Below are 17250 nucleotides of genomic sequence, written 5' to 3'. Positions count from 1 at the left end.
GCCGGGCGGAGGTGTCAGGCCGGGTCAGCGCCGTTTTGCGCGTTGTGGCACATGCGGCAAAATTTGTCGCCCCTGCGGGGTGATCACCCAGATATGACGCAGCTTTCCATTTGGCACCAGGCCGGAAAATCCCGGAGTCGCCCCTCCGGGGTCTGTTGGCGGGCAGACATCTGAACGCGGATGGCGTTCTGACAGGATGGTGTAATGGCCGGTTTTTGTTTCTGCTATGATCACCAATGTCTGCTTCTTGGACAGTTGGGGATCATAGCACCAACCGGTGACAAAGGTGCCTTCCTGCAGAGGCTCCTGGGTTTCCACATAGCCGCGCAGGCTGGTTTTTTTGACCTTGGGGTAGCCGGAGATCAAGGCGCGCAGCGGGGCGCTGTCATCGGTGCGGCGTTGGCGGCGCAATCGCAGGATATCCTGGCCGGAAAGCGGAAAGGTCAGCCGTTGCCTGAGGCGGTTGATGCAGCGGTCGGCCAATGGTTTATGCGCGTTGTATTTGCCGACGTCCTCTTCAGAGACATTATAGGTCGCGACACAGATGTCGGTGGGCAGAAAATGCATGGGTGCCTTGCTGAGCAGCAGCAGCAAAAAGGCATAATCCTCATAGAGGCTCAGGTTGGGCACTTGGTCGATCACCGATTGGGCGAGTGTGCGATCCACCAGATATGAATTAAACGGAATGCAATTGTCATGCAGCACATCCGAGAGATTTGGTTCAAAGGACCGGTAGGGATGGTGCTCGGTGACAGAGCCGGTTTTGCGGACAAGCTCTACGTTGCCAATTTGCAGAACGTTGTTCCACAGCCGGGCCGAGCTGAGCAATGTGCTGAGCCCGGCGGGCAGCAGCGTGTCATCAAAATCTAAGAAATAGAGATATTTCGCCTGGGCGCGTCGAATGCCCCGGCGCAGCAGAAGCGTGCGGCTGTCAAAGTTGTAATCGATATTGTGGTGTTGCAGGCTGATATGTGCGGGCAGGGGACCTTCGATAAAATCTGACAGCTGCAAGATTTGGGGGAAGCCGGAGGTTTCCAGCAAAATATCGACCCGCCCGTCAAGTTCCTGGGTGGCAACCGAATTCACAGCGCGGCGCAACACGGCGAGTTTGCCCGGATCATGTGCCCGGATCAGAACATTTATGTCAGCAGCTGGCTGTGTGGTGTCAGACATCTATGGTCTTACGCCCTTCGGCCCTTCCAAATGCGATGTAATGGTAAAACGGATTCAGGCCGCTTTCGGCCACATCGGTGTTTATCATCAGATAATCGCGGGTGGAAAAATGCCGATGCGGGTCCAGCAGCAGGTCTTCCCAGTGATCCAGATAGTGAAACAGTGGCCCGCCCTGATAGTCGGCGGCTTTGGGCAATTGCGAGACGTAAAACAGATCATCAAACAGGCCGGACTCGCGCAGGGCATGGGCCATCTTGAGGCGGTTTTTTTCAGGCCGGCTGCGGCGGAGGCGGCGGAGAAACGTGTCTGAATTCACATAGGCCTGAAAGGTATCGTTGAAAGCGGCATCCACCTGGGTGGGGGCGGGCAGCTCGACATCTTCGGCGGCAAGCTTCCAAGCCTTTGCTTTGGCAATTTCGTCGCCCAGCATCTCGAGGTCTGCCGGGGTGAACTGCAGGTTCTGGTCGATATTGGGGCGATCTTGCAGAGATTTAGCCGCAGGCGTATCGGGGGCAAAGAATGCGGAGAATTGCGCTTGATGGCGGTCGGCAATCTCTGTCGCCAGCGCGGTGTCATAAAAATACCCGGGGGTCTTTGCCAGGTCTGGCTGGCTTTGCATATGGGCGATCAGGGCCGCATTCAGCGGCAACACCGCCTCGCGTTGCAGGGCCACATTGTTTGCGGTTCGGATCAGGCAGACCGCTTGTTTGGGAATAGAGATATTGTTGAATTTTTTTGCGGGCATCGCATAGGCGGACGGGTCAATGTCAGACAGATCTAACGCGGCGAGCACATCGGTGGTGATGCTGGTTTTTGTGGCGCGCAGCTGATCATAAGAACGCAGGATCAGCTTGGCCTGGGGCAGGTTTTCCTGCAGGCAGTCTGCAATTTCCTGGCAATTCAGCAAGCCCTGGGCGTTTTGCGCTTCATAAAAATCGCGGGGGCTTTGGGTCAGGCGCACCCCGGGGCTGGCCACGCTTTCGGCATACATGGATTCAAGCCAATCCACCGGATTGCGCAGATAGGCCAGCAGCGTCAGATCAAAGCCAGACAGCAAGGGGGCAAGTTGGGCTGCGACCGCGCCCTTGTTCCAAAACCGGCTGGATAGAATGTTCTCACAAGACAGAAAGACGGTTTTCGGGGACCGGCTGAGCCCGCCGAGTTCCAGCATCAATTTGTCTAACGCATCCGCATGGCCCGCAATCAGATTTGCCACCAATGTGGCGTGGCCAGAGGTGCGGTGGCTGCGCGCGCCGCGGCCGTTTTCCAGCCCGGACATCGGATAATACAGCCCATGGTCGCGCAAGAGCGCAAACCGGTTCACTTCCATGAATTTTTGCAGCGCAGAAGAGCCGGTCTTGGTGCTGCCGATGTGCAGGATGAGCCGTGGCCGTTTGGACCGGGGACGCAGCAGGGGTTTTTTGTCCAGGCGCAAGCGGATGTTAGAGGCGAAAAGCGCAAAGGCATCTTTGCTGAAGGCAAAGCCTGTTGCGGCCTGCTGCGCGCTGTGGCTGAGCTCTTCGACCTCGCGCACGCTGAGACGTTCGTCCCGCATAAGCGTCAGGGCCAGCTGTGTTTGCCCGGTGGCCAGCAGATGCGCCAGCGCGTCAAACAGGCCTGAATCCCGGTGGCGGGTTGGAATATTGCCGATGATATCGTCAGAAAACAGATCGCTGGAGGGCCAGCTATAGGCTTGCCAGGCGGCAAAAAACGCTTTGGCCTGACGGCTGTTGCGCACCTGGGGTCGCAGCAGAAACGGCCCCCAATAACTGAGCATCACATGCATGTAATACAGCATATTGGCGCGCTTTAAGGTGGTCTCTTGGGGGCTGTCCCCAAGCGCCTGCATCAGCTTGCCAATGAGCTCCAGATGGATGGTGAACATCTCGAGCTGGGCCAGATTGAGCGTGCCCATGGTGGAGCCGCTGCGCACCCGGTAGCGCACCACACGGTCCTGTATGATGTTGACGCTTTGCGCCTTGAGCAGGCATTCCAGAAAAAACGGACGGTCTTCGCGCTGGCGCAGACGGTCAGAGAATAAGATGTTTTCGCGCTCTAGAAAGGCCCGGCGATACATCATCTGCCAGCAAGAGGTGTTGTTGATCAGTTGCGGGAAACTTTGGGCGGTGACCCCGGCGCTGGTGAGGCCGGTGAGGCGGTTTTGGGCGGGGGTGGTTTCGCCGGTGCTTTCCAGCATCCGGTTGTATTGAAAATGCACCAGATCCGCAGAGTTGCTTTGGGCGCTGTCTAACACCGCTTTCAAACTGTGGCTGCCTTCCAGGCAATCATCCGCATCCAGGAAGAGAATATATTCTGCGCTGGCTGCCTGCACACCCAAATTGCGCACCCGCGCCTGTCCCAGATTTTCACTCAGATGCTGCACCTGGATGGTTGGATTGTCTTTTGCCAGGGCATCCAATGTCTCTGCGGTGTCATCTGTCGAGGCGTCATTGATCAGGATATGCTGGACCACAACATCCGCTTGCCGGGCCACCGAGGTGATACAGTCTTGCAGGTAGCGCCCACAATTATAGGCTGGCGTGATAACGGTGATCGAAGGTGTCGCGTTGGCCATCAGAAGATTCATTTATTGTGTGACACCAAGCTAAAGCGCTTGGTGTATTTGGTGCAAGTCAGGTTTGACGGCGGGGTTAGTCCGCGTCAAATGCGGCGGCTTTTTCCCGCAGCTCAGGCAGGGCATCAAAGGGGGCCACATCCAGCAACTTCGTGAGGTTGATCTTTTGCTTGGCCAAAAGGAAATCCTCTGCTGGGATCGCGTCGATATCCTCCATCGGGCTGAGATCCACCGGCCGGATTTTCTGTTTGATGCCCACCGACAGGAAGTAATCATCAAATTTGATCCCATCGCCATGCACCTGCAGGGCCGAGTTGCTGGCCGTGGCCAGAACCGCCGGTATGCCGTAGGCCTGGGCGATAATCACACCGTGCAAAGAGGTCGAGATGATGCGCTCACAGCTTGTGACCTCATCCAGGAAGGCTTCGATTTGGTCATAGCCCAGGCGGCGAATGTCAATTCTGCGTACGTCTGAGCCGACATTCAACGGCGCGTCTTCGTGGGTGTAATGCAGGATCAAACCGGTTTTATGGGTCTTTTTCTGGGCCGCAGGGTGCAGGATCGGCAGGAACCAAGCGGCGTCGCCATAGACCTTGGCGCATTTGCCCCCATTCTTCAGCACCAGGTCGCGTGTCAGCGGGCCGCGCACGGCGCGATAATCGGCATCTGCGGCCAGCACACCTTCGGCATGCGGGGAACCGCTGCCCCAGACCGGCACATCGGTCTTTGCAAATTTGATGATCGATCCGATCGCGCACATGCCCTTGCCTCTGGGGCCGTATTTGGGGGGGGTGCCGGTCAGTTTTTCGACGATATAGGGGTTGATGATATCGCCGAGGTTGCCGGGAAACGGTTCTTCCCACCAGAACAGCGACACCCGGTCACTGTCAGGGATATTCAGAGCCTGGGCTCGGCGGTCCAGGGAGAACCGGAACAGTCGCGAATGGCCAAAATTGATCATCTTTTGGTGGCCTGTCTGTTTGATTTCCTCAAACAGCGCATCGGCTTTTTCCCAAGCCCCGTCTTCCAGCGCACGCATCATTTCAAAGCGGATGGCATAGGGGGCCAGCACCTTGGATTTCCGTCCATAGGCCAATTCGGCGGCCAGCTCTTTGGGGCTGTCAAAGCGGCGCAGCATGTCCAGTAATTTGACGTAGGATTCAAAATCGGCCGGGTCGACCTGCAGGATGCGCTTCATCATGACGACAATCGCATTGCGGCGGCCTTGGCGTGCCAGAGCCTGTACCGCTTCCATCAGCACGCGTTTTTGCGTGGCCGGTTCCAGGATGCGGGGGATGTGTTGCTTGACCTTGCCTTTGTATTCATTGACGTTTCCGCTGTTGCCATGGCGGAACAACGCGCCTTCTTTCTCGGGTTCAATGGGGCGTTGCAGATCGTCTGGCGACAGGATCATCAACCGCATTTGTGCGCTGGTTGTGCGCAGGGCTTCCTCGAGGATGTAATCATCGGTGAAAGGCCCCTCATGGGTGCGGTCAATCTCGAGGCAATCGTCGAGAAACTGGATGGTTCTGGGCGTGTAGCGAAACAGCAAATAGCCCGGGTGGAAGGTGCGTGCAAAGCTGCCTGGATTGAACTGGGGCAGATATTTGAAATTGCGCATAAAGGCGGCCATGTCAAAATGGCCCTGATGCAGCGTGCCGATGTCAGCCTGTAATTTGCTGTCGACATCCAGCCACATGATCGCACATTTATGCTTGTGCAGCATTTTATGGTAAAAGCGCACTTTTCGCCGACAGATATCGGCCCAGTTTTCGTTGGGCTTTATGGTGATCTTGGCGATTTCATGTTCAAGACCAAAGCGGTCACATTGCGCCTTTAGCTCTTTTGCTTTTTCTTCATAATAGCCACCCGCTGTGTAAAAACTAACGATTACAAACCGACCAAATGGGTCGTTTGTGACAGGGGAGGCCTGGGGCGCGCCGAGGGCTTTTGAAAGTAATTTGAGCATGATTTGAAATATACTTGTGGCTGGGAACGGGAGGGCGGCAAAGCGGTGCTTGATGGATGGTGTGTGCTCTTCTGTTATACAAGGTAGGGGGTTTCTGCAACATAGCGTGTTGGTTGAAAATACGGTAAAATCCCCTGTTTTTAGCCTATATGTTGTGTATTTGTGTCGAGTTATTTTGAAAATTCTTGGTTTTGCCACGAAGTGGTAACCCTTTGTGGAAGGACCGAGCGCTACCCTGATCCCGGAGTTGAAGACAGTGGGGTATGGGAGGTGTAGGGTGGTACATCTGACACATCGGGCGACGCAATTGGGCGCGCCTTTGGACGCGGTTTTGACGATTGATGATCTGGACATCCTAGAGACGGATGCCGGGCACGTTTTGCTGGCAACCAGCCGGGCAACCGGAGAGGTGACCAGCTATTTGCTGGGGCCAGGCTCTACGGATTTTCTGGGCAGCTCTTTTATCTCAGAGATCCTGAATGGCCTGGGGCCTGTGGGGGTGCATAGCCTCACCGTTGGGACGGATGTTTTGATCTGTTCCACCGTGGCTTCGGGCAATGTGCTGCCCAGCTATCAGCTGGTGGATGGGCGTTTGACCAGCAGCGGAGTGGCGCTGAGCGGGGCGCATTTGGACACAAGCCTGACCGCGATGACAAGCCTTACGCTGGAGGGGCAGACCTATGTGTTTACCGCCAACCTGGGCGGGCCGGGGGTTGGGCGATATCAGCTGGCCTCTTCCGGGGTCATGACAAACACCCGTGCCCCGGACCTGGGCATGGCAGATGGCGGCGATGACATCAGCAGCCTATTGACGGTGACGCTTGGGGCGCAGCCGTTTCTGGTGACGGCCTCGGCCACGGGTCACCACCTGTCTTGCTACCAAGTGGGGGCTGCGGGCGGGCTGCTGTATCGCGGCAGTCTGGGGGCCGAGCAGGGGCTGGGCATTGCCGCGCCTCAGGCGCTGGCAGCGGTGGCGGTTGGCGGTGTGCACTATTTGCTGGTGGCGGCCTCTGGCAGTTCGTCACTGAGCGTTTTGCGTTTGGGCACAGATGGCAGCCTGACGCCCGTGGACCATCTGGTGGATGACCAGTTCAGCCGCTTTCAGGGGGTCAGTGTTTTAGAAACCATCGAGGTCGACGGGCGGGTCTTTGTCATGACCGGGGGCACGGATGGCGGTTTGACCCTGTTTCAGCTTTTGCCACAGGGGCAACTGTTGATGCTGGATGTGCAAGAGGATTTGAGCAATCTGTCTCTGGCGCAGGTCTCGGCGCTGCAATTGCATTATGACGGCACGCAGCTGCAGGTCTTTGCGGGCAGTGCCAACGAGGCGGGGGTGTCGCATTTCACCGTTACCTTGCCAAGCGTTGGCTTGGAACGGACCGCTGGGCTTGATGCGGCCCTGTCAGGCGGGGCGGGCAGCGATATTCTGTATGACGCGGCGGGGGATGAGCAGCTTTATGGCTGGGGCGGAGATGATATTCTGATCGGCGGTATGGGCCGGGACCGGTTTGAAGGCGGGGATGGGCGCGATATCTTTATCCTTTCCGGAGACGGGCAGGACGATCGTATTGTGGATTTTGAAGCCGGGCTGGACCTGATTGATCTGACCGGCTGGTCAGGGCTGTATGGCCGGTCTTTGCTGCAGTTTTTCAGCACGGCCGGCGGCGGGCGCATCGAGTTTGGCGACGAACGATTGATTGTGCGCACCGCGGATGGGGCTTCGTTGAGTGTGGCGCAGTTGAGCGCCGCGGTGATGCAGAATTTCACCCGCACAGATTTGCAGTTTGGCGCGCAGGATTTTCTGATTGAGGGCACGGCGCAAAATGATCTGCTGCAGGGCAGCGCCGCAGATGACATCCTGCGCGGGCTTGCGGGGGCAGATACATTGCGAGGCGGGGCGGGCAGCGACACCGTCAGTTATGAGGACAGCCGCGGCAGTCTGCGCGTAGATTTGTTGTTTGCCCATATCAATACAAATGTTGCCGCGGGCGACACCTATTTTAGCATCGAAAACATTATTGGGTCGCAAGGGTTTGACAATCTGCGCGGCACATTTGGGGACAATTACATCGCAGGGGGGCGAAACGTTGATTATATTTTTGGCCGCCGTGGGGATGATATTCTGGAGGGGGGCATTGGTGATGATGTGCTGTTTGGCGGCGTGGGGCGCGACACGCTGATCGGTGGAAGCCATCGTGATCGGGCGCAATATTCGGAAAGCCTGACCGCGATTGTTGCGGACCTGGCGATGCCGAGGTTTAACACCGGCGAGGCCGCAGGGGACAGCTATAGCAGCATCGAAGATCTGGCGGGCGGGGCCTATGGGGACAGCCTGTTTGGCGATCGTGAGGCCAATCGGCTGTTTGGCCGCGAGGGGGCTGATCGCCTGTTTGGCCGGCAGGGCAATGATTACCTGAACGGGGGGGCGCATCAGGACCGGTTGGATGGCGGCCCGGGCAATGATGTTTTACGGGGCGGCACCCACGCAGATACCTTTGTGTTTAATGCCGGGCATGATCGCATCGAAGATTTTCGCTTTGCCCATGGGGATCGCGTCGCGCTGGATCGGGATATGCTGGGGATTGGTGCCAGGGATGGGCTGGCGGTGATTGACGATTTTGGCCGGGTGGAAAACGGGCGGGTGATTTTGGATTTTGGAAGTGATAGCCTGACATTTGACGGGCTGGCCTCCATGTCCGGCTTGGCAGAGGTCCTGATCTTTTTGTGAACAGGGCGCGTTGGTCTTTTGGGTTGCATTTGATGCGATTATCTGGCGCTTTGACGGCAAAATCTATTCTAACTTAATTTTAAAGGTTGCCCAATGTATGATCTGACCCTGTCCCAGGCATATGGCTTTTACAGGCGTGATTTGATCCCCGCTGCATGGATGAGCAAACTTTCTGCGAATTGCATGATCTTTAACCCAACGCTTGCGCCGGTCGAAAATGGCTATGCAATGTGTTACCGGATAGTGCAGCCCCATCTCAATTTTCGGGGCATGGCGACCTGCCTGCTGGACGAGAATTTCAACATTGTGCCCGAGACGGTGACCCCCCTGAGCGACCTGATTGAGTTTGCCGCCCCAGAGGCGTTGAACGAACGGGCGCTGAACTGGCATGCGGATCCCCGTTATCAGGTTTTGCAGGGCCGGATTTACCTGTCCTGGAATGATGGTGAGAACCGGCCGCAAAACAACCAGTTTCTGCTGGAGATGGACAGCTCGGGCCTGCGCCCTGCAGGGGTGGCCCGCCGGTTGAGGTTGCAGGGGATGGCGCGGCGGACGGTTGAGAAAAACTGGATGTTCTTTACCGCGCAAGAGCAAACCTATTGCGTGTATTCGATTTCGCCGCATGTGGTGCTGGCTGTGGATTTCTCCGGCAGCGAAGATATTGTGTGCCGCCCGGTTGCCAATGTGGCCTGGCAGAATGAATACTCCACGATCTTTGGGGTTTTGCGTGGTGGGGCACAGCCGCTGTTATGGCAGGTTGAGGGCGAGGCGCGGTTCGTCTCGGTGGCCCATTCCAGTTACAAAGTGCCGGGGGGGCGCAAATACGAAGCCTGCCTTTATGAATTTAGCAGCCAGCCCCCCTTTCAGGTGACGCGGTGTTCGGTGCAGCCCATAGAGCTGAACATGAACAGCCATGAGGGGTTTGAGTTTGAGAAGTTAAACAGCGAAGTGATGTCTGTGGTCTACCCCTGCGGGGCGCAGCTGCGGGGCGCCGCGCTGGAAGACCTGGCGGTGTCTTATGGGATCAATGATGAAAACCTTGCCATCACAGAGCTTGATCGCGCTGATTTAGAGCGGGTGTTAAAGCCGGTTGAGGTCTTGGATTGGGGGGTGTCGATCACGGATGTGCCCCCAGGAAGCTCTGCCCCGAAGATCCCGGATTGGCCGCTGCCGGCAAATGCTGAGATCCCGATGTTCTGGTGGGACAGCGCCGGTAAGAAATTTGACGGCGACCTTGGGGAACGTCGGTTCAAGACAGGTAACTTTGGCGATCTGGCGGCCAAGGAAATTGTCGAGGCAATCAGCGGCTATCGGGCTGCGAGGCCGCTTGCGGGCGTGCCAAAGCTGATTTCTGTCGGGTCGGTCTTGCATACGGCCCGTGACCGGGATGTCATTTGGGGGGCGGGCCTGAAGGGCACCGAGCGCAAGCTGCATCCCAGTGTGAAATCGCTGGATGTGCGGGCGGTGCGTGGCCCGCTGACCTTGGATTTTCTGCGCGAAGCGGGCTTTGACGTGGGTCAGGTAACCGAGGTTTTTGATCCGGGCTGCCTGGTGGCATATCTGTATAAAAAGCAGATCAAAGCTTTTGATGTTGCCCAAAACCAGGACCGGGGTCCGTTTCGGATTGTGCCGCATTTTCGCGATGATCTTTTGATGCGCCGCATGCACAAACATGTGCATCATGCGTTTCTGCCCGTGGACAGCACCCCGTTGGACATGGTGCTGGGGATGCTGGGGGCCGAGGCGGTGTATTCCAGCTCGCTGCATGGTGTCATTTTTGCAGAGAGCCTTGGGATTCCCGCCTATTGGCTGAAATCGGTGGGCGGGGAAGACAGCTATAAATTCTTTGACTATTATTACGGCACGGGGCGCTACAATGTGCGTTGTTTTGAGTCTCTGTCAGAGGCCATGTCCGGCACGCCTATGGCCTTGCCAAAATTCCGTCCGACGAAATACCTAGAGACTTTCCCCAAGGACCGCCTGTGCGACTTGGCGCAGGGCATTTCAGGGCTTTTGCCCGGGGACACTCTGGCTTTTACCCACGAGCAAAGCGCCACGCTGAAAGACGCCCTTGTGCATGACAAGGTCGGGCGTATTGGCAGTGAAGGTTTCTGGTTTCACAAAAAGAACGCCAGCTGTGGTCTGCGTCTGGCTTTGGCAAAGGGCGCGCAGTATCAGCTGGAGCTGGTGGTGCGGCCCTTTAATGCGGCAAAGCTGCCGCAGCCCCAGCAAATCAAGCTTATTGTGGGCGAGCGGCATGTGGTGGATCTTCGGTGGCGCAGGGGAGATCAGAGCGACAAAATCATCCAGGTTCCGGTGTCTGCCGAGATGTTGGTGCATGGGCTTTTGCCTCTGCGTGTGCAGGCGACCCATGCGGTCAGCCCGTTGTCGCTGGGCGTTGGGCAGATTGCGGAAAAGCTGACCCTGTGTTTGAAATCAATGGCGCTGCACCGCCAATAGTTCAACCAGACTGCGGGGAGGAGCTAAGCCCTCGCATCTTTTACGGCCCCGGTACGGCCCCGGGTTTGGCGGGAAACCGACAGTTGAGGCGCAGGTGATCATGGTATTTGGCGTAGTCATCTGCGGCCCCCGCCGGCAGTAGAAAATCATCCAGTCCCATGCGGGCACTGAACTCAATCATCTGATCCAGTTTGGTTTTTCCGGCGGCATTGGTGAAATGCACCAGAAAGTGGTCAGCAGCTTGCTCAAAGTGAAAGCTGCGACAGTTGAAACGGTCATAGGGCAAGATCAGGGATTTGGCCCGCCAGGCTGCGGTGGTTTCAATCTGATAGACCAGCGCATCCTGATCACCGCCTGTGTAAAAGCCGTATTTTTCCTTGTCCCACCAGTCGCGCACTTTGCGCAGTTCGGTGGCCAGGCAGGCTTCTAGCAGCGCATGGCTGCTGGCGCTGTTGCGGATCAAAAAATTACCGGATGAAATATGGGTCCAGACCCCGTTATTGACCGGGCTTTTGCAAAAGATCGTGTCTGGGGACTCTGCAGCGCTTGGGTTGGTCATCTCGGGCACAAGGGTTTCCAGTGGGGTGTCGAGCTGCATAAAGGCCGCGTCATCATCCAGCCAGAAAAGCCAGTCACAGCTGTGCAGGGCTTCGCGCAGGGCGTGCAGCTTGTGAAAGAAAAATTTCTTCACATGTTTGCGCGGGCTGCAGTCAAACCGATACTCATATCCATGTCGGTCGCAATAGGCGCGGTGATTGAGCACAGTTGGGTATCGCATCAGCGACGCCCCCGAGAGGACAAGGATGTTTTGCGGCGATGTCATGATAAATGTGACCTTGAAATGCGATGAAGCTTTGAATGGGCGGCGTCATCAGGCGTAAATGCCTGACCCGTATTGGCGAAATTCAGAGCATCGGCAGTGAAAGTCAAGCGCCCTGTGCCAGCCTGTGGTATGGGCAGGCAAAGCTTTTGGGGATTTTTGACGTTTTGGATTTGGGATTAAAAGAGATGTATTTGAGAAAAACCGCCATGCGCCTTGGGGGGCTGGGCTGGATCCGCTCTGCTGCGTTGGGCTTGTTGATTTGCGCCAGCGGGGCCTGTGCACATCATGCCGCCGTGGCACCGGTTGCCGCGCCTGCGACCGGGGCGGCGCAAACCAAGATACCGGCCGGCGCGCAGACAGAAACGTTGACCGGCCGGGTGATTGATACCGGCTTGGTTTGCCCGGTTGTGCAAAGCGAGTCTGGGGCAGAGCTGTCGTTGAAGTTTCCGCCGCATATGTTGCAGGAAGGGGATCGCCTTCAGATTGTCGGGCGGTTTGATCCCGAGGCCTATAGTAATTGTGATCGAGGCCAAGAGTTCATCTGGCAACACATACGGCTTTTGGACGCAGATAATAATGTTGCGAAAACATGGGATTTTCCTTAGGAAAAGAAGAAATTTCAAATGCATGCAGCGCATTTGCCCAGGTTTAAAGTACGAGATTTCATAGGTTCTTAGATGCAAAACAATATCGAACAGCAAGATTTTGAGGCGCAGGATATGCGCGAAAGCGGAGATGACATGCGGGAATTGATCCCCTCGGATCCGCTGTTTTCGCAGCAATGGTACCTGCGCAATACAACCGCGGGTCAATATGACATCAATGTCACCAGCGTCTGGGACGACTATAGCGGTGCGGGGGTTTTGGTGACCGCGATTGATGATGGCTTCCGCTATACCCACCAAGATTTGGCCGCGAATTATGATTCCGCGACGGATTACGATTACCAGGGCTATGATTATGATCCCACGATCACCACGGCGGCCAGTGATTTTCATGGCACGCCGGTCATCGGGATCATCGCCGGGGTGCAGGGCAATGGCGTGGGCGGCGTGGGCGTGGCCCATGGGGTGACCATCCGCGGCTATAAAGGCTTTTTGCGCATTGACGAACAGATCGTGGATGCGGCCGGGCTGGGCAATGGCTTTGGCAATGCCAACGGCAATGCAAACGGCGGTGATATTGTCGCCATGAGCTTTGGGCGTGGTTCCAATGTGTTTGGCTCTGCGTCTTCCACATTGGCCTCGCTTGAAACCGCCTCGGCCTTTGGCCGTGGGGGCCTTGGGCAAATTCATGTGAAATCCAATGGCAACAGCCGGGCTGATGCGGGCAGCAGTTCTCGCGAAGAGGCCACAGCTGAGGCCATGGACAGCTCAAAGCACACCATCAGCGTCGCGGCCTTGCGGGCGGATGGCTGGGTGACAAGTTATTCCTCTCCCGGTGCCAACCTGTTGGTGTCAGCCCTGGCTGATGACACCTCAAACAACACAGCAATTGGCTCGACCTCGGCCGATGGGGACGCGTCTTATACCAGTTCTTTTGGCGGCACCTCTGCGGCCTCGCCGCAGATTTCCGGCGTGGTGGCGCTGATGCTGGAGGCCAATGATCAATTGGGCTGGCGCGACGTGCAGATGATCCTGGCCGCCAGCGCGCGGCATGTGGGTTCTGATGTTGGCTCTGCGGCCAATAGTGGCGCGCCGTCTGGCGGCGGGCACGAACAGGCCACCCAGACCAATGGTGCCAGCTGGTTCTGGAATGGCTCGACCTATTGGAACGGCGGCGGCGCACATTTTTCAAATGACTATGGCTTTGGTCTGGTGGATGCCTTGGCCGCGGTGCGTTTGGCAGAGACCTGGACCCTGCAATCCACCTCGGCCAATGAGACCGTCACCAGCATCGATTTTGATGGCAACACCACCACGGTTGTGCCGGATGGGGATGCGTCGGGTGTCAGCTTTATTCAGGCAGGCCCCAGCGATATGATCATCGGCCATGTGTCGGTGGAATTGCAATTCAGAGCCTATCACCTGGCGGATCTGGAACTGTTTTTGACCTCGGCGCAGGGCACCCGGGTGCAACTGATCGCTGATACCGGTGACAGCGGGTATTACAATGGCACCTGGAGTTTTGGCACCACGGCGTTTCTGGGCGAGATCAGCACCGGCAATTGGACGGTGCAGGTGATCGACGATGCGGCGGGGGATTCTCTGACTGTGTTTGATGTTGCTGTCACCTTCAGCGGGGCCACCGGCCATCAAGGTGACGAAATCTTTGTCGTGACCAATGAATTTTCAGACTACAGCCATCTGGCCGGGCGCACCTCTTTTGCTGGCGGCACCGGGGATGACACGGTCAATGCCGCGGCGGTCAGCGACAGTGCCAGCCAGGTCGACCTGGCCGCTGGCACCGGTGTGCTGGATGGGGTGAATGTGACCTTCAGCAGCATCGAGAATTTCTTTGCCGGGGACGGCAACGACACGCTGAACGGATCAAGCGCGAACAACCACCTGATTGGCGGACGTGGCAATGACACGCTGACAGCCAATGGCGGCGTTGATACGCTGGAAGGCGGCCGGGGGCATGACACCCTGCAGGTGGGCAACCATTTCAGCGGCTTTAGCCATGGCGAAATCTTTGATGGCGGTCAGGGCAACGACACGCTGTATTTTGGCAATCAAAATGCGGATTTCAAAGTGGATCTGGCGGCGGCAACCTTTAAAAGCGGCACCCGCACGGCAGCGGTCACCCGGATTGAGAATGTGCAGGCTGGCAGCGGAGATGACCGGATCATTGGGTCCTCTGGGGCCAATGTTCTGTCTGGCGGCAGCGGGCGTGACACCATTCACGGTGGGCTGGGCAACGATACGCTGAACGGCGGATCCGGAGCAGATCAGGTGCTGTACACCGGCCTGTCGTCGCGGGTTGTGGTGAACCTGAACAGCGGCACCGCCACCGGTGGCGGTGGCACCGACAGCCTGACCAGCTTTGAGCACGCTTATGGCTCGGCGCATAACGATATCATCTATGGCACCAATGCCCATGGCAACCGCCTGGACGGCAGCCTTGGCCATGACCGTCTGTATGGTCTGGCGGGGCGTGATACGCTTTTGGGCGGTGCAGGCAATGACAGCCTGTATGGCGGCACTGCCAATGACCTGTTGCTGGGCAATGCGGGCACCGACCGTTTGGATGGCGGTTCCGGCAACGACTTGCTGAGTGGGGGGGATGGCAATGACACCTTACTGGGAGGCGCGGGCAACGACACGTTGAACGGCGGCTCTGGGGTTGATCAGGCGGTTTATACCGGCACAACAGCGCGGGTGGTGGTGAACCTGAACAGTGGCACAGCCACCGGTGGTGGTGGATCGGACGCTTTGGTTGGGGTTGAAAACATCTATGCCACGCAATTTGCCGATATTGTCTATGGCAGCCATGCCTATGCCAACCGTATCCAAGGCAATGGCGGCAATGACCGTCTCTATGGGTTGAATGGCAATGACACGCTGCTGGGTGGGTCCGGCAATGACAGCCTCTATGGCGGCGGCAACAACGATTTGTTGCATGGTGGCAGCGGCGCGGATCGTTTGGATGGCGGTGCGGGCACAGATACCGCCAGCTATGTTGGCACCCCCGGTGCCGTGACGATCAATTTGCAGGCTGGCACCGCCACGGGCGGCGCGGGCAGCGATACTTTGATCAGCATCGAGAATGCGATCGGCGGCAATGGCAATGATGTCATCTATGGCAGCCATGCCCATGGCAACCGCCTGGAGGGCGGCAATGGCAATGACCGCCTTTATGGGCTGAATGGCGACGACACGCTTTTGGGCGGCGCGGGGACAGATACGCTTTATGGCGGCAGCGGTGATGATCTGATCCTCAGCAACAGCGGCAATGATCAGGTCTATGGTGGCGCGGGTCAGGATACTTTGGTGGCCGGCTCTGGCTCTGATGAGTTTATCTTCACCAAACTGTCTGACAGCGGGCTGGGGGCATCTGCCGATGAAATCCGCGGCTTCAACAGCGCGGGATCTGACACGCTTGTGCTGAGCGGCATTGACGCAGATACCACCTCGGCGGGGGATCAGGCCTTCACTCTGGGAGGGTCCAGCTTCACCAATACCGCAGGGGAATTGATCCAGACGGCCCATAGCGTTGGCGGCCGGTCGGGATATCTGTTGTCGATGGATGTGAATGGCGACGGTGTGGCGGATGCGCAGATCTTTGTGGAGGCCAGCAGCGCGCTGACGGCCTTTGATTTGATCCTGTAATTCCCCCACCAATGGAATGTCTATGACAGGGCCCTGCGGGGCCCTGTTTTGCGTTGCGGCGGGGTCGTGCGGGGGTCTCAGGGCTTGTTAGGGCCTTCTTCATAGGCTGATGCGGACCCTATCGGAGACAGATCATGCCAGAGACTTCGCCCCGTCTTGCCCTGCCGTTCATTCAGCCGGCGCAGGCGCAAAAACATGTGACCCATAATACGGCCCTAGAGGTGCTGGATGCTTTGGTGCAGCCGGTTGTGTTGGACCGTGACCGCACCCAACCCCCCGCTGCGCCCACAGCAGGGGCGGGCCATCTTGTGGCGGTGGGGGCTGTGGGAGCCTGGGCTTCGCAAGACAATAGCATTGCGGTCTGGCAGGGCACAGGGTGGCTGTTTCTGCCCCCCCAAGAAGGCTGGCGGGTCTTTGTGCAAAACGAGGGGCTACAGCTGGTCTTTGCGGCGGGCAGTTGGGCGGCACCCCGTGATCGCTTTGACCAATTGGGGGTGAATGCCACGGCCAGCGCGGCGGACCGTCTGGCGGTGGGGGCCGCGGGCAGCCTGTTTACCCATGCGGGGTCAGATCATCGCATGCGTTTAAATAAAGCCACGGCAACGGATACGGCCAGCTTGGTGTTTCAAAGCAATTGGTCAGGGCGCGCCGAGCTGGGGCTGGCAGGCAATGAAGATCTGGCCATTAAGATCAGCCCCGATGGCAGCGTCTGGACCGAAGCCCTGCGATTTGACGCCACAACGGCGCATGTTTCTGGGGCCGCGGTGCAACAGGATTCCGCTGATTTTTCCGCCGGACGATTGATGCGCGCAGACTGGGGATATGGGCCGGGCAATATTCTGGGGCCTGTGTCAGAGAACGCCGGGGTGCCCACGGGGGCCCTGTTGGAAAGCGGCAGCAATGCCAACGGCAGCTACTTGCGCTTTGCAGATGGCACCCAGATCTGTGCCGGAGAATACACGGCGGCCGCGGTTGATATCACGGTTGGATTTGCCGGTGGCTATCGATCAGACAGCGGCGCGACCCGCTTGTTTGCAACCGGGTTTTCAGCCCCACCGCGGCTGACACTGTCGGGGGGGGATCTGGGCACAGCAGACGCGCTGCCAATCGGGCATGCGGCGCTGACGGCAACCGGGTTTACCCCCCGGTTCTGGCGGGCCGCAAGCGCCACGGTTGATGTGGCGACAGACTATATGGCCATCGGCCGCTGGTTCTGAGGCGGCCATCTGGCGGGATGTCTGGGCGTGGGCG

General features: G+C 57.8%; 9 protein-coding genes. 5 read left to right on the top strand and 4 right to left on the bottom strand.

From position 1 onward, the window contains the following. Window positions 1-24 precede the first annotated feature (24 nt). The 3 genes from ABXG94_RS16785 to ABXG94_RS16775 all read right to left on the bottom strand — a co-directional run bounded on the left by ABXG94_RS16785 (window position 25) and on the right by ABXG94_RS16775 (window position 5717). Window positions 25-1173 (bottom strand): glycosyltransferase family protein, encoded by a 1149-nt coding sequence (locus ABXG94_RS16785; protein ID WP_353536142.1) that lies wholly within the window; start codon window positions 1171-1173, stop codon window positions 25-27. Next, window positions 1166-3748 carry a glycosyltransferase family 2 protein gene (locus tag ABXG94_RS16780; protein WP_353536141.1) on the bottom strand — a complete coding sequence of 861 codons (2583 nt, stop codon included), beginning with the start codon at window positions 3746-3748 and terminating at the stop codon, window positions 1166-1168. Before ABXG94_RS16780 ends, ABXG94_RS16785 begins: the two co-directional genes overlap by 8 nt. Before the next feature lie 76 nt (window positions 3749-3824). Further along, window positions 3825-5717: a polysaccharide pyruvyl transferase family protein gene (locus ABXG94_RS16775; RefSeq protein WP_353536140.1), complete on the bottom strand. Its 1893-nt coding sequence runs from the start codon at window positions 5715-5717 to the stop codon at window positions 3825-3827. A gap of 277 nt (window positions 5718-5994) precedes the next feature. Here ABXG94_RS16775 and ABXG94_RS16770 point away from each other — a divergent pair, with 277 nt between their 5' ends. After that, complete coding sequence (locus tag ABXG94_RS16770) at window positions 5995-8445, top strand: calcium-binding protein (protein WP_353536139.1); 2451 nt, start codon at window positions 5995-5997, stop codon at window positions 8443-8445. Window positions 8446-8538: 93 nt separating this feature from the next. Further along, the gene (locus tag ABXG94_RS16765) at window positions 8539-10905 is read left to right on the top strand and encodes a polysaccharide pyruvyl transferase family protein (protein ID WP_353536138.1); all 2367 of its coding nucleotides are present in this window, start codon (window positions 8539-8541) and stop codon (window positions 10903-10905) included. A 40-nt stretch (window positions 10906-10945) separates the two neighbouring features. On the opposite strand, the gene ABXG94_RS16760 is transcribed toward ABXG94_RS16765, so the two are convergent. Beyond that, window positions 10946-11728, bottom strand: a complete 783-nt coding sequence (locus tag ABXG94_RS16760) for a glycosyltransferase family protein (RefSeq protein ID WP_353536137.1) — start codon at window positions 11726-11728, stop codon at window positions 10946-10948. A 35-nt stretch (window positions 11729-11763) separates the two neighbouring features. Here ABXG94_RS16760 and ABXG94_RS16755 point away from each other — a divergent pair, with 35 nt between their 5' ends. The 3 genes from ABXG94_RS16755 to ABXG94_RS16745 all read left to right on the top strand — a co-directional run bounded on the left by ABXG94_RS16755 (window position 11764) and on the right by ABXG94_RS16745 (window position 17216). Next, window positions 11764-12333, top strand: a complete 570-nt coding sequence (locus tag ABXG94_RS16755; protein WP_353536136.1) for a hypothetical protein — start codon at window positions 11764-11766, stop codon at window positions 12331-12333. 72 nt (window positions 12334-12405) lie between these two features. After that, window positions 12406-15999 (top strand): S8 family serine peptidase, encoded by a 3594-nt coding sequence (locus ABXG94_RS16750; protein WP_353536135.1) that lies wholly within the window; start codon window positions 12406-12408, stop codon window positions 15997-15999. A gap of 134 nt (window positions 16000-16133) precedes the next feature. Then, entirely contained in the window at window positions 16134-17216 is a 1083-nt protein-coding gene (locus tag ABXG94_RS16745; protein WP_353536134.1) for a DUF2793 domain-containing protein, read from the top strand. Window positions 17217-17250: the final 34 nt, after the last annotated feature.

Origin of the sequence: Cognatishimia sp. WU-CL00825, assembly GCF_040364665.1 — a bacterium.
GTDB lineage: Bacteria > Pseudomonadota > Alphaproteobacteria > Rhodobacterales > Rhodobacteraceae > Cognatishimia.
Note: the sequence above shows the minus strand (reverse complement) of the source record. Positions and strands in the feature narration are given on the sequence as shown.